The following is a 13,140-nucleotide window of genomic DNA, read 5'->3' on the forward strand; positions in this document are numbered from 1 at the left end:
AGCCTAGTCAGGCAGGAAGGTCCCGAAGAGCCAGCCGACCGCCGCGTAGGCGGCGCCGGTGATCACCAGGATACAGAGCAGGTTCAGCAGGAAGCCGGCCTTGGCCATCTGCGGGATGCGGATGCGGCCGCTGGCGTAGACGATGGCGTTGGGCGGTGTCGCCACCGGCATCATGAAGGCGCAGCTTGCCGCCAGCGCGACCGGAACGGCGAAGAGCATCGGATCGGCGGAGATGCAGGCGCCCAAGGTCGCGGCGATGGGAATGAAGACAGAGGCGGTGGCGGTGTTGCTGGTCACTTCGGTCAGGAAGACCACGACCGCCGTCACCAGCAGGATCAGCGCCGGCACCGGCCAGCCGCTGCAGCCGGCCAGCACTTCTCCGATCCAGGCCGCCAGGCCGCTGGCCTGGATCGCTTCGGCGAGGCTGAGGCCGCCGCCGAACAGCAGCAGCACGCCCCAGGGCAGTTGTTTGGCGGTCTGCCAGTTCATCAGGAAGACTCCGCGCCGCAGGTCGGCCGGGATGACGAAGAGGGCAAGGCCGCCGGCCAGCGCGATGCCGGTGTCGGAGAGCTGCAGGCCCGGCAGCAGGTCGTTCAGCAGCGGGCGGGTGATCCACAGCAGCGCGACCGCCAGGAAGACCAGCGCGACCAGCCGTTCCTCGCGGCGCGGCGGGCCCAGCGCCTGAAGCTGACCGGCGATGGCTTCGGCGGCGCCGGCGATGGGCCGGCGGTCGATGCGGAAGACGACGCGGGTGAGCAGCAGCCAGGTGAGGAACAGCAGCGCCGCGGCCAGCGGCACGCCCAGCAGCATCCACTGGGCGAAGCCGATGGCGATCTCGTAGCGTTCGGCCAGGAAAGCGGCCAGCAGCGCGTTGGGCGGCGTGCCGATCAGGGTGCCGAGGCCGCCCAGGCTGGCGGCGTAGGCAATGCCCAGCAGTAACGCCAGACCGAAGCCGTCGGAGGGATTCGGCGCGGCATCGCTGTTGCTTTCGTTGTCGCCGCCGTTTTCCAGCAAACCGACAACCGCCAGGGCGATGGGCACCATCATGATGGTGGTGGCGGTGTTGCTGAGCCACATGCTGAGCAGCGCCGTGGCGCCCATGAAGCCGCCGATCAGGCGCGCCGGCGAAGAGCCGACGACCGTGAGCAGGGAGAGCGCCAGGCGCCGGTGCAGATTCCAGCGTTCCACCGCCTTGGCGATGAGGAAGCCGCCCAGGAAGAGAAAGATCAGCGGATGGGCGTAGGGCGCCGCCGCGGCCTTGACCTCCACCACGCCCAGCAGCGGAAAGGCGACGATGGGCAGCAGCGCGGTTGCCGCCACCGGCAGAGCCTCGGTGATCCACCAGATTACCATCAGTGCCGCGGCGGCCGCGACCGACCAGGCCGCCTGCGTGAGCCCGGCCGGCGGCGGCAGCAGCAGCAGGCCGATGAAGACGAGCGGCCCGGTAGCTAGGCCGATGCGCGGCAGGAGGCTGGTTTGGCTGTCGGTCTCTGAGGTCATCGGCGGCGGGCGCTCGCGGCGGGGATCGATGACCGTAGCCTAGCGGCTTCGCTTCCGCGAGCAAGCGGTGTCCGGGCGGCCGCTCAGCCGTTCTGCTTGGTCGGCGCCGCGTGCGCCGCACCGCGGCTGCCGGTGAGTTCCTCCAGGGCCAGGAGCACGCGGCGCAGCATCAGCGGGTGCTCCGCCTGCATGCCTTCCTCTTCGGCCACCGCGTCCTCGCTGGCGTCGTACTCCCAGCGGCGCAGGATTTCGATCTTTTGCGCCTTGCTCAGCCGGTCCTCGGTCAGGACCGATTCCGGTGTCTTGAAGACAGCGGCTGGATTCAACAAGGCTTGCTCATAGTCGATTGACGTGCTCATCGGACCCTCTCTCGGCTTCGAGTGGGAGATGTCGGCTTGCTTCCTCACCTGGGCAGCCGCGGCACCGAGATCAAGGTCAGGCGAAGCCTTCTTCGCCGGTCCGGCGGGAAAAAAGCCGGGATGCCCTCCGAGGGACGCCGTCACATCGCCCTGGCCGTCACTTTACCGTCAGGCAGCAGCAATCCACAGCCTGCGAGACCTTATGGGTCACGCTGCCCAGCAGCAGGCCACCGATGTCGCCGAGGCCGCGCCGGCCCATGACGATCAGGTCGGCACCGCGGCTCTTTGCGGCCCGCACGATGTGGCCCGCGGGATCGCCGCTTTCCAGCAACGTGGCGCAGTCGCTGGCGCCGCGGTCGCGGGCACGCTGTTCGGCCTTTGCGAGGATCTCCTGCCCGGCGCCCTCGATGATGTCGTGCTCGGTGACGCGCAGGTGTTCGATCTTTTCGAAGGCCATCAGCTCGCTGGGCACCTGGTAACCGCCGGCGCGGGTCAGCACGTGCAGCAACGTGACCTTGGCGCCGTAGTGCCGCGCCAGATCGCCGGCGACGTCGACGGCGCGCGCGGCATGCTCCGAACCGTCGACGGGTACGAGAAGATGCTTGAACATGACAAAGCCTCCCGGTCGCTGAAGAGATTTCGAAGCCATATCACCCTAGCGGCGGCCGCGGCTGCGCCTCCTTGACCTGCATCAAGCCCGGTCGTGTGGCGTGGCTTCTTCGGCAAGCCGTTTCAGCGGCTGCGAAACCACGACCGGGTAGCTCCGCGTCCGTTCCAGGGCCGCCAGATCGGGCGGCAGCCGTTCCAGCCGCGCCAGGGTGGCGGCACGGCTTTCCTCCAGGCTGGGCAGCGCGGCGATACAGCGCCCGCCGCGCATCACCGGATTCAGCAGCGGTGTGCCCTCCTGCCGGTCGTCGATCAGGGTCAACAGGTCTTCGCGCGGGCGGCCGTCCTCGTCATAACGGCGGTAGACCTGCTTGCGGCCCGGCCATGTGGCCTTGCCCTCCGAGAGCTTGCGCTTGGGCTTGCCTGCGTAGACCTGCAGCTTGTAGGCGCAGTCCAATGCCGGGGCGTCCTGCGAGGTGGTGAGGCCGGTGCCGATGCCGTAGCCGTCGATCGGCGCGTCCTTGTCCCGCAGTCCGGCCAGCGCCCATTCGTCGAGGCCGCCGCTGGCGAATATCTTTACGGCGGTCAGCCCGCCGTCGTCCAGGATCGCGCGCACCTTTACCGCATGGGCGCCCAGGTCGCCGCTGTCCAGGCGCACTCCGCGCAGGGGAATGCCCTCGGCGGCCAGCTCCGGGGCCAGGGCCACGACCTTCCGCGCCGCCGCCTCGGTGTCATAGGTGTCGAGCAGCAAGACCACGTTGTCCGGGCGTGAGCGCGCGAAGTGGCGGAAGGACTCCGCTTCGTCGTCGTGCGCCTGCACGAAGAAATGCGCCATGGTGCCGCTGAGCGGAATGCCGAAGCGCCGTCCGGCCTCCACAGTTGCCGTGGCGCCGAAGCCGGCCAGGTAGCTGGCGCGCGCGGCGCAGGCCGAAGTCGACCAGCATCTAGCCGCCGGCGGCGAGGCGCAGGCGCGCCGCCTTGCTGGCGATGACCGTTTCGAAGTGCAGCAGATTCATGATGCGGGTCTCCGGCAGCTTGCGCACGAAGAGCTCGAAGACGGCCGTCTCGGCCATGCCGGCCTCTTCGTAGGCCTGCATCATGTTGAGCTGGTAGAGGTCGGTCAGCAGCAGGCCCGGCGGCGCCGGCCGGCCGCGGCTTTTGCTGCGGCCCCGGCCCTGATTCTGATTCTGGTCGTTCATGACCGCACCTCAGTGCGAGCCGGCTTCGCCCTCGGTGATCTGCAGGATCTGGCGCCCCAGGATGTCGATCTCGGCCTTCAGCCGGTCGATCTCCTGGCCCTGGGCGACGACGACGTCGCTGAGGTCGCTCAGCATCTTCTCGTTGTAGGCGATCTGGGCCTCGAGTTCCTCCAGCGCCTTGGGATCGCTGCCGGTCATGACGAGCCTCCTGTCGAATGCAATCTCACGGTTTGCGTCTTCTTGCGCCATTGTGGCGCCGCGCGGGTCCAAGCGGCATTGATCTATCGTAAACGGGCGCGCGCCTCAGTCCGAATCGTCCTCGCGCTCGTGCAGGCGGGTGATGCTCCGCACCGTGCGAAGCACTTCCTCCTCCGCCAAGGGCGGGCGGCAGCGTACGCGGTTCCAGCACAGCAGCATTTCGCTGACAACGTCCGGGTCGATGTCGTGCCACAGCAGATGGCCGGCGAAGGAGGCGATGGTGCTGTTGCGCCTGCCTTCCGGTACGCCTTCGGCCACCAGGTCGCGCCAGTAGGCGAGGGGGCGGCCCTGGCGGCTGCCCCGGGCGGTCAACTCGGCCCGCAAGCGTTCGGGCAGGGGCGCCGGGTCGGCCTCCCGCGGGCTGTGGTTGGCCGCCCAGGTATAGCGCTTGCCGGAAGGATGGACCGAGGGCGGCACGATGATGATGCCGCCGTCGCCGCGCAGGTCGATGCCGGGACGCAGGCCGGCCCGGTTGCGCAGCCGGCGTCCAGGATAGGCGAAGTAGAGATGGCGTCCGCCGCCTCCGGTCAAGGCTTCCACGGTGCTGGGAATCGGTCCTGTCTCGTCCTCCAGCAGAGCCAGCGAGGCCTCGCCGCCGTGGCGCGGATCGATGTCCAGCACCACGATGTTGGAGATCTCGCCGGTGACCACGGCGATGTTCGCCTCTGGCCAGCGCCGGAACCAGTCACGGATTTCCTCGTCCGAGGCGCGGCGTTGCTGAAACTCCAGCCAGGACAGTAAGGGCTGCTTCCCGCGCGGCGCCATGGGCACCACGGACCAACCCGCCGCGCCATAGGCCAGGGCGGCGGCCTGTCGATCTTCGGACAGTCTGTTGTCGGGCGCTTTGGCCATGGCGCTTTCGCTTCCCGTCAAAGGTCGGTTCCAGTCTGGCTCTATCCGGTCCCAGGACAAGCCCCGAAATTTCCCGCTGCCGCCAGAGGCCGGGGGCGATTTGCAGCCATTGCGTCGGCTGCGGCCAAGGCGCATCATTCTCGCTGTGCCGGTGGCCCCGGGGACACCTCGGCGCGCCCGGGTAACCTGGCCGACGGGGCAACCTGGCCGACGAGGCGGCCTGGCTGGCGCGGCCCGCCGATTTCTACGCCATCGGCGCCTGTTGCCGCAATTTCACGCAGGTGAAGGACGCGGAGGTTATTCGCTTGTTATCTCAGTATAGTCCCGATCGGCCCGAAGAGGCGCTGCGCCGCAATTGATCAACCTCAATGCGGCCGCCGCCTCTCTTACGGGATGATTCTGGACGGAGTTTAATCGCCCCAAGGTAATGGAGGTACGACGCAGCCATGCAGACACCCCTGGAAATCACTTTCCGCAACATGGACCACTCCGACGCCGTCGAGGCCCGAATCCGCGAGAAGGTGGATAAGCTGGAGCAGGTCTACGACCGCATCACGTCCTGCCGGGTGCGGGTGGAATCGATCAACCGCCAGCACACCAAGGGGAACCTCTTCCAGGTCAACATTGAGCTGTCGGTGCCGGGCAAGCAGGTCGTGGTCGGCCGCAACCCCGGTAAGAACCATGCTCATGAAGATGTCTACGTGGCGGTGCGGGACGCCTTCAACGCGGCACGGCGCCGCTTGGAGGATCACTCGCGGCGAAAGGCGGGCAAGGTGAAGACGCACGAGGTGCCGCCGCACGGAAAGGTGGCGCGTTTATTCCCCTACGAAGGCTATGGCTTCATAGAGACGCCGGACGGCGGCGAGATCTATTTCCACCAGAACAGCCTGGTGGATGGCGATTTCACCAAGCTGGAGCAAGGCCAGGAGGTGCGCTACGTGGTCGCCGAGAAGGAGAGCGAGAAGGGGCCGCAAGCCAGCACGGTGAAGCTGATCGGCAAGCACCATCTGGCTTGAACCACGGTCAGGCGGGTGAGGGCGCCTTTTCCGTCTGCAGGACGATGGGCACCTTCGCCCGCTCGATGATCTGCTCGACCTGGCCGTTCTCGAACCAGGGCTCGTCGGCGGGCAGCACCAGCAGGCCGCGGTCCAGCGCGCAGAGCCGGTGAAGAGCGGCCCTGCGGTCGCGGGGGATCCAGATCTGCAGCGGCGGCAGGGGCTCCCTGCCGCCGGCGGCGCGGATGCTCCCGGCCATGTCCTCCACCGAAGGGGCGGTCTCGCCCAGCAGCATGATCTCCAGCGGCGCGCGGCGGGTGACCGCCAGGTCGGCGGCGATGGCGAGCATGTGCTCGGCCGCCGGCGAGGCATCGTAAGGCAGCAGCACGGGGCCGGCCTGCAGGGTCCCGCCGGCGCCGGCGAGCAGCAGCGGCCCCGGTGCCCTGGCGGCGATGAGACGAACCTCGCGGCTGATGCGGCCGAAGCGTGCCATCGGGCCGAAACCGCGCGCCACGGCGATGACGTCGCCGGCCGCCGCGGCCAGCAGCAGCGCTTCCTCGCTGCGTCCCTTGGCGACCTGGAAAGACCAGGCGAGGCGGTGCAGGGCGGCCTGCTTGGCCATGGCCTCGCGCGCCACGGCGGCCTGGGCGCGCAGGTCGCGCAACAGGACGGCGGGATCGAGGTCCCGTGACAGCGACTCGCCGGGCCGCACCTTGCCGAGCTGGACTTCGCGGGCGAAGGGCAGTCCGGCGAGATGCAGCAGATCCTGGTCCTCGACGAAGAGGCCGCTGAGTTCGCTCGCCGTGGCGGCGGCGAGGCTGGCGGCGACCTCCAGCGTCACGGCGCAGGCCGTGGAGCTGTCCAGCGCGACCAGGACCCGTCGTATGTGCCGGGCCTCGCCTCCGCCCGGCCGCGCCGTGGTTTCAGCCGCCGGCACTGCCGCCTCCCTGATTGCCGTTCGCCGCGCCGGCTTCGTCGCCATCATGGGCGGCAAAGCGGCGGCGCGCCTCGGCAAAGGCGATCAGGCGATCCTCGACCAGGCGGTTGACCGACGCCTCCGGGAAGCGGCCCCTGCCATCCGGGGCGTCGCTGCGTTCGCCGGCGGGCCGCCCAGTCAGCAGCTCGAGGCCCTGGGCGATGGTCTCCACCGGATAGATGTGGAATTGGCCAGCGGCCACGGCGTCGATGACATCCCGGCGCAGCATCAGGTGCATGACGTTGCTTGCCGGGATCAGCACGCCCTGGTCGCCGGTCAGGCCGCGCTGCCTGCAGATGTCGAAGAATCCCTCGATCTTCTCGTTGACTCCGCCGATCGCCTGAACCTGTCCGTTCTGGTTCACCGATCCCGTGACTGCCAGGCTCTGCTTCAGCGGCACATTGCTGAGCGCCGAGAGCAGGGCATAGAGCTCGGCGGAGGAGGCGCTGTCGCCTTCGATCCCGCCGTAGGACTGTTCGAAGACCAGGCTGGCGGCCAGGGACAGCGGCCTGTCGCCGGCAAAACGGCTGGCCAGGTAGGAGGAAAGGATGAGCACGCCCTTGGAGTGGATGGGGCCGCCCAACTCTACCTCACGCTCGATGTCGATGACCTTGCCGGCGCCCAGGCGCACGCTTGCGGTGATGCGGCTGGGCCGTCCAAAGGCGAAGTCGCCCAGTTGCAGGACGCTGAGGCCGTTGATCTGGCCCACGGCGGCGCCATCGGTGTCCAGCAGGACGATGCCGCGCTGAATGGCTTCGTAGCTGCGCTCGCGCAGGCGGTCGGCACGGCGGATCTGAGCGTCGATGGCTTGCTGCACGTGCGCCGCGTCGGTCACCGCGGCACCGGCCTTGCCTGCGAAGAAGTTCGCTTCGCGCGTCAGGTCGCAAATGGCCCGCAGGTTGATGGAGAGCTTCTCGGCGTCCTCGGCCAGGCGGGCGCCGTGCTCCATGACGCGGGCCACGGCGGCGCGGTTCAGCGGCCGCAGCTTCGCCTGCTTCACCATGGTCGCCAGTTGGCGCGCGAAGAGCGCTTCGCCCGGGCCGCTGCGGTCCATGGCGCCCTCGAAGTCGGCGGCGACCTTGAACAGTGTCGCGAACTCGGGGTCGTAGGCGCTCAGCAGGTAGTAGTAGATCGGCTCGCCGCAGAGAATCACCTTGGCTTTCAGGGGAATGTCGCCGGGCTCCAGCGATACCGTGCTGATGAGGCTCATCATCTGCCCCGCCGATTCGATACGGATCTTGCCGGCCTTGAGAGCCCTCTTCAGGGCATCCCAGGCCAAAGGCTGGCTCAATACCTTCAGAACGTCGAGGATCAGGTAGCCGCCGTTGGCGCGGTGCAGCGCGCCGCCTTTGATCAGGGTGAAGTCGGTGATCAAAGCGCCCATCTCGGAAATGTGCTCCACCCGGCCGATGAGGTTCGCCAGGGTGGGGTTGTTCTCGAAGATCACCGGGGCGCCTTCGCTGTCCTCGCCGTTGACGACGAGGTTTACGGCATAGCGCTTGAAGCCGTTGCCGAGGGGATGGCCGGGAGTTACGGACTCGGCCTCTCCTGCGCCCTGCTGCTGCGCGGCGCTCTCCAGCTGCAGCAGGGAGTGCACATTGTCCAGCAGATCCTCGCGGACCTCCTCCAGATGATCGCCGATGCCCTCTATCTTGCCGAAGCGCGCGTTCAACTTGTCGATGGGATGGTCGATGGTCTGGGCGGTCACTTCGCGGTTCAGCTCGTGCAGGGCGTCGCGGTGCTCCTTGGCCCAGCCGGGGATCTGCTTGACGATCTCCTCTAGCTCGGCCTGCAGCTTCTCGATTTCCTCCTGGATACGCTTGCGCTCCTCGGTGGGCAGGGCGTTGAAGGTCTTTGGCTCCATCACCGCGCCGTCCTCCATGGGGGCGAAGGCGAAGCCCATCGGCGTGCGCACCAGAGCGATGCTCCTTTCCTCGGCTTTTTCGCGCAGGGCCTGAAAGGCATTTTCCTGCCGCTCGCGCGCGCCTTCCTCCAGGGCTTGGCGGCGGTTGCGATAATCCTCGCTCTCGAAGGCCGCGGGCACCGCGGCGCGCAGCTCATCGACCAGCTGCTTCATGGCGCTTTGCAGCTCGCGGCCCCGGCCGGTAGGCAGAGAGAGCGCCTTGGGCTGGTGCGGCGTGACGAAGTTGTTGAGGTAGACCCAGTCCGGGGGCACCTGCTCATTCGCCGCCTTTTCCTTCAGAATGCGCGATACCGTGGTGTGCTTGCCGGTGCCCGGCGGGCCGAGAACGAAAAGGTTGTAGCCTTCCTGCTCGATCTCGGCGGCGAAGCGGATCGCTTCCAGCGCCCGGTCCTGGCCGATGACTTCCTCCAGGTCCTCGAGGTCTGCCGTGGTCTCGAAATCGAGGCCGCCGAGCTTGCAGTGCGTATAGAGCTGTTCCGGCGCAAGCGCTGAAGGTGCCATGGTTCCTTTCTGCCCGGTGATTTTCCGATACCCGTCGTGACCGCGACCTTGCGGGCTGCCGCTCGGTGCGGCATTGACCGGGATCAAAGCCTATCGCCTGCCCGGCCGTCGCGATAGGGGCTTGATATAGGTCATAGAGAAGCTGAGCCGGCTCGGGCGACGATGAAGGCCCTGACGAAAAGTACCCGGCGAAGGATCACGGCGGGAGGGCCCTTTTGGATATTATCCACAAGCAGGATCCGGCTCTGCTCGCGCAGGCCAATTTGCGCGACTATGACGCCGTTTGCGGCAGTTTCTCCTGGGACAGCGCCCGCGCGGAGCTGGACGGCCTGCCCGGCGGCGGCCTCAACATCGCCTACGAGGCAGTCGACCGCCACCTGGCCCGCGGCGACGGCGAGAAGGTCGCGATCCGCTGGCTGGGCAAGGATGGCGGCCGCCGGGATATTACCTACAAACAAACGGCGGCGGCCAGCAGCCGCTTCGCCAATGTGCTGAAGTCGCTGGGCGTGGCACGCGGCGAGGCGGTCTTCGGCCTCATGGGCCGGCGCCCGGAACTTTACGAGGCGATGCTCGGCATCCTGAAGAACGGCAGCGTCTTCTCGCCGCTGTTCTCCGCCTTCGGGCCGGAGCCCTTGAAGGCGCGCATGGCCATCGGCAGCGCCAAGGCGCTGGTCACCACCGACGCGCTTTACAGCCGCAAGGTCGCGGCCTGGCGCGGCGAACTGCCGGACCTCGACCACGTGCTGCTGGTACGCACGACCGACAAGCCGCTGCCCGAAGGCTGTGTCGATCTGGCTGCTGCCATGGCTGAAGCTTCCGAAGACTTCGCGATCGCAGAGACCGGGCCGGAAGACCGCGCCCTGCTGCACTTCACAAGCGGCACCACCGGCAAACCCAAGGGCGCCCTCCACGTGCACGGCGCGGTGGTGGCGCACCACATCACCGGGCGCTACGCCCTGGACCTGCATGCCGACGACATCTACTGGTGCACGGCGGATCCGGGCTGGGTGACCGGCACTTCCTACGGCATCATCGCGCCGCTGACCAACGGCACGACGATGATCGTCGACGAGGCGGAATTCGATGCCGAGCGCTGGTACCGGACCCTGCAGGACGAGAAGGTGACGGTGTGGTACTCGGCGCCGACGGCGATCCGCATGCTGATGCGCGCCGGCAAGGAAGTGGCGGAAAACTATGACCTCTCCAGCCTGCGCTTCCTGGCCAGCGTCGGCGAGCCGCTGAACCCCGAGGCGGTGGTGTGGAGTAACGCGACCTTCGGCAAGCCCTTCCACGACAACTGGTGGCAGACCGAGACCGGCGGCATCATGATCGCCAACTACGCCGCCATGGACGTGAAGCCCGGTTCCATGGGGCGGCCCCTGCCGGGGATCGAGGCAGGCATTGTCGAGCGCAAGGCCGAGGGTGGCGTCACCGAGGTCACCAAGCCCATGGCGCTGGGCGAACTCGCCTTGCGGCCCGGCTGGCCCTCGATGATGCGCGGCTACCTGAACGAGGAAGCGCGCTACAGGAAGTGCTTCGCCGACGGCTGGTACCTCTCCGGCGACCTGGCGATGCGCGATTCCGACGGCTACTTCTGGTTCGTCGGGCGCGCCGACGACGTGATCAAGTCGGCCGGACACTTGATCGGCCCCTTCGAGGTGGAAAGCGCGCTCATGGAGCATCCCGCCGTCGCCGAGGTCGGCGTCATCGGCATCCCCGACGAGACGGCGGGCGAGGTGGTGAAGGCCTTCGTCGGCCTGAAGCCGAAGGTCGAGCCCAGCGAGGAACTGCGCAAGGAACTGCTGGGCCACGCCCGCAAGCGCCTGGGCCCCGCGGTGGCGCCGCGCGACATCGCCTTCCGCAGCAACCTGCCGAAGACGCGCAGCGGCAAGATCATGCGCCGCCTCTTGAAGGCGCGCGAACTGGGCCTGCCGGAAGGAGATCTCTCGACCCTTGAAAGCGACGAGCAGAAATGACCAAGCCCCGCCTCAGCCGCGCGCACGCCCTTCATCTGCTGAAGCAGATGCTGCGCATCCGCCGCTTCGAGGAAAAGTGCGCCGAGCTCTACACTCAGGAAAAGATCCGCGGCTTCCTGCACCTCTACATCGGCGAGGAGGCCAACGCCGTGGGCGTCATGGAGGCCCTGCAGCCGGAGGACGCCATCGTCGCCACCTACCGCGAGCACGGCCACGCCCTGGCGCGCGGCCTCTCCATGAACGGCGTCATGGCGGAGATGTACGGCAAGCAGGAGGGATGTAGCCGCGGGCGCGGCGGCTCCATGCACATCTTCGACAAGGCGGCCAATTTCTATGGCGGTAACGCCATCGTCGGCGGCGGCCTGCCGCTTGCGGTGGGCCTGGCGCTGGCCGACAAGCTGCAGGGACGCGATCGCGTCACCGCCTGCTTCTTCGGCGAGGGCGCGGTGGCCGAGGGCGAGTTCCACGAGAGCCTGAACCTGGCGGCGCTCTGGGACCTGCCGGTGCTCTTCGTCTGCGAGAACAATCTCTACGCCATGGGCTCGGCTCTCGACCTGACGGAGTCCGAGACCGACATCCACAAGAAGGCGGAGAGCTACCGCGTCGCTTCCCAGGTGGTGGACGGCATGGACGTGGTTGCTGTGGAGGCCGCGGCCCAGGCCGCCGTCGAGGCGGCGCGCCGCGACGGCAAGCCGCAGTTCCTGGAATGCCGCACCTACCGCTTCCGCGCCCATTCCATGTTCGATGCCCAGCTCTACCGCGAGAAGGGCGAGGTGGAGGAATGGAAGGGCAAGGGCCCGATCCTGCGCTACCAGACCTGGCTGCGCGAGACCGGCATCGCCCACGAGAGCGACTTCGACGCCATGGAGAAGGAGGCCGCCGAGGAGGTCCAGGCCTCGGTCGACTTCGCCGAGGCGGGAACCTGGGAGCCGGTCGAAGAGCTGCTGCGCCATACCTATGCCGAGGAGGGGGGCGACCCTGCCGTCACCGTCGGCGCCGCGCCGCCGCCGGAGATGACCTACCGCGAGGCCATGCGCGAGGCCCTGCGCGAGGCGCTGAGCCAGGATCCTCGGGTCTTCCTCATGGGCGAGGACGTCGGCCACTACGGCGGCTGCTATGCGGTCTCCATGGGGCTGCTGCAGGACTTCGGGCCGGAGCGCATCCGCGACACGCCGCTTTCCGAATCCGGCTTCACCGGGGCCGGCGTCGGCGCGGCGGTCAACGGCCTGCGGCCCATCGTCGAGGTGATGACCGTGAACTTCAGCCTGCTGGCCCTCGACCAGATCCTCAATTCTGCGGCGACCCTGCGCCACATGTCCGGCGGCCAGTGCGGCGTGCCCCTGGTGATTCGCATGGCGACCGGCGCCGGCAAGCAGCTCGCCGCCCAGCACTCGCACAGCCTGGAGGGCTGGTTCGCGCACATCCCCGGCATCAAGATCCTGGCGCCGGCGACGGTGGCCGACGCGCGGGCCATGCTGGCCCCGGCGCTGGCCGACCCGGACCCGGTGCTGATCTTCGAGAACGTCATGCTCTACAACCGCAAGGCCGCGGAGGAAGCGGGTCTGGCGCCGGCGCCGGAGAGCGCCTGGCGGGCGGCGCTGCGCCGCCCCGGCAAGGACGTGACGTTGATTTCCTATGGCGGCGCGCTGTGGCGCACCCTGGCGGCGGCGGAGGTCCTGGCGGGCGAGGGCATCGAGGCGGAGGTCATCGACCTGCGCTGTCTCAGGCCGCTGGACGATGAAACCATCGCCGCCTCCGTGGCCAAGACGCGGCGCGCCGTCATCGTCGACGACGGCTGGCGCAGCGGCAGCCTGGCGGCGGAGATCTCCGCGCGCATCACCGAGTGCTGCTTCTGGTCGCTGGACGCGCCGCTGGAGCGGGTCTGCGGCGCCGAGGTGCCGATCCCCTATCCGCAGCACCTGGAGCAGGCCTCCATCCCCCAGCCGCCGCAGATCGCCGCCGCGGCCAGGCGCGCCCTGCATCGGTCATGAGGC

Annotated in this window: 12 protein-coding genes; 3 read left to right on the forward strand and 9 right to left on the reverse strand. The window is 68.2% G+C overall.

The genetic code is table 11. The features are described from left to right. Window positions 1-3 precede the first annotated feature (3 nt). From AAFN88_RS06970 to AAFN88_RS07000, 7 genes are all read right to left on the reverse strand, one after another. Entirely contained in the window at window positions 4-1,500 is a 1,497-nt protein-coding gene (locus AAFN88_RS06970) for an SLC13 family permease (protein ID WP_347519327.1), read from the reverse strand. A gap of 83 nt (window positions 1,501-1,583) precedes the next feature. Next, on the reverse strand, window positions 1,584-1,859 hold the full coding sequence (locus AAFN88_RS06975; protein WP_347519328.1) for a hypothetical protein: 276 nt from the start codon (window positions 1,857-1,859) through the stop codon (window positions 1,584-1,586). 157 nt (window positions 1,860-2,016) lie between these two features. Then, window positions 2,017-2,469 (reverse strand): universal stress protein, encoded by a 453-nt coding sequence (locus AAFN88_RS06980; RefSeq protein WP_347519329.1) that lies wholly within the window; start codon window positions 2,467-2,469, stop codon window positions 2,017-2,019. An 81-nt stretch (window positions 2,470-2,550) separates the two neighbouring features. Continuing rightward, window positions 2,551-3,342, reverse strand: coding sequence for a hypothetical protein (locus tag AAFN88_RS06985; protein ID WP_347519331.1), 792 nt, complete (start codon window positions 3,340-3,342; stop codon window positions 2,551-2,553). Window positions 3,343-3,409: 67 nt separating this feature from the next. Continuing rightward, entirely contained in the window at window positions 3,410-3,664 is a 255-nt protein-coding gene (locus AAFN88_RS06990) for a hypothetical protein (RefSeq protein ID WP_347519333.1), read from the reverse strand. Window positions 3,665-3,673: 9 nt separating this feature from the next. Next, window positions 3,674-3,862, reverse strand: coding sequence for a SlyX family protein (locus tag AAFN88_RS06995; RefSeq protein ID WP_347519335.1), 189 nt, complete (start codon window positions 3,860-3,862; stop codon window positions 3,674-3,676). 105 nt (window positions 3,863-3,967) lie between these two features. Continuing rightward, window positions 3,968-4,774, reverse strand: coding sequence for a bifunctional DNA primase/polymerase (locus AAFN88_RS07000; RefSeq protein WP_347519336.1), 807 nt, complete (start codon window positions 4,772-4,774; stop codon window positions 3,968-3,970). A 446-nt stretch (window positions 4,775-5,220) separates the two neighbouring features. Between AAFN88_RS07000 and AAFN88_RS07005 the strand changes: the two genes are divergently transcribed. After that, window positions 5,221-5,790, forward strand: coding sequence for an HPF/RaiA family ribosome-associated protein (locus AAFN88_RS07005; protein WP_347519338.1), 570 nt, complete (start codon window positions 5,221-5,223; stop codon window positions 5,788-5,790). A 7-nt stretch (window positions 5,791-5,797) separates the two neighbouring features. Here the strand turns inward: AAFN88_RS07005 and AAFN88_RS07010 are convergent, their stop codons facing one another. Together AAFN88_RS07010 and AAFN88_RS07015 are read right to left on the reverse strand one after the other, a co-directional pair. Beyond that, entirely contained in the window at window positions 5,798-6,706 is a 909-nt protein-coding gene (locus AAFN88_RS07010; protein ID WP_347519339.1) for a hypothetical protein, read from the reverse strand. Continuing rightward, a complete protein-coding gene (locus AAFN88_RS07015; protein ID WP_347519341.1) occupies window positions 6,693-9,170 on the reverse strand; it encodes an ATP-binding protein in 2,478 nt (825 codons plus the stop codon). The genes AAFN88_RS07010 and AAFN88_RS07015 overlap by 14 nt, the downstream gene beginning before the upstream one ends. Window positions 9,171-9,385: 215 nt before the next feature. Here AAFN88_RS07015 and acsA point away from each other — a divergent pair, with 215 nt between their 5' ends. Both acsA and pdhA read left to right on the forward strand, forming a co-directional pair. Then, window positions 9,386-11,146, forward strand: coding sequence for an acetate--CoA ligase (acsA, locus tag AAFN88_RS07020; RefSeq protein ID WP_347519342.1), 1,761 nt, complete (start codon window positions 9,386-9,388; stop codon window positions 11,144-11,146). After that, a complete protein-coding gene (pdhA, locus tag AAFN88_RS07025; RefSeq protein ID WP_347519343.1) occupies window positions 11,143-13,137 on the forward strand; it encodes a pyruvate dehydrogenase (acetyl-transferring) E1 component subunit alpha in 1,995 nt (664 codons plus the stop codon). Before acsA ends, pdhA begins: the two co-directional genes overlap by 4 nt. Window positions 13,138-13,140: the final 3 nt, after the last annotated feature.

This window comes from Pelagibius sp. CAU 1746, assembly GCF_039839785.1.
Classification (GTDB): Bacteria; Pseudomonadota; Alphaproteobacteria; order Kiloniellales; family Kiloniellaceae; genus Pelagibius.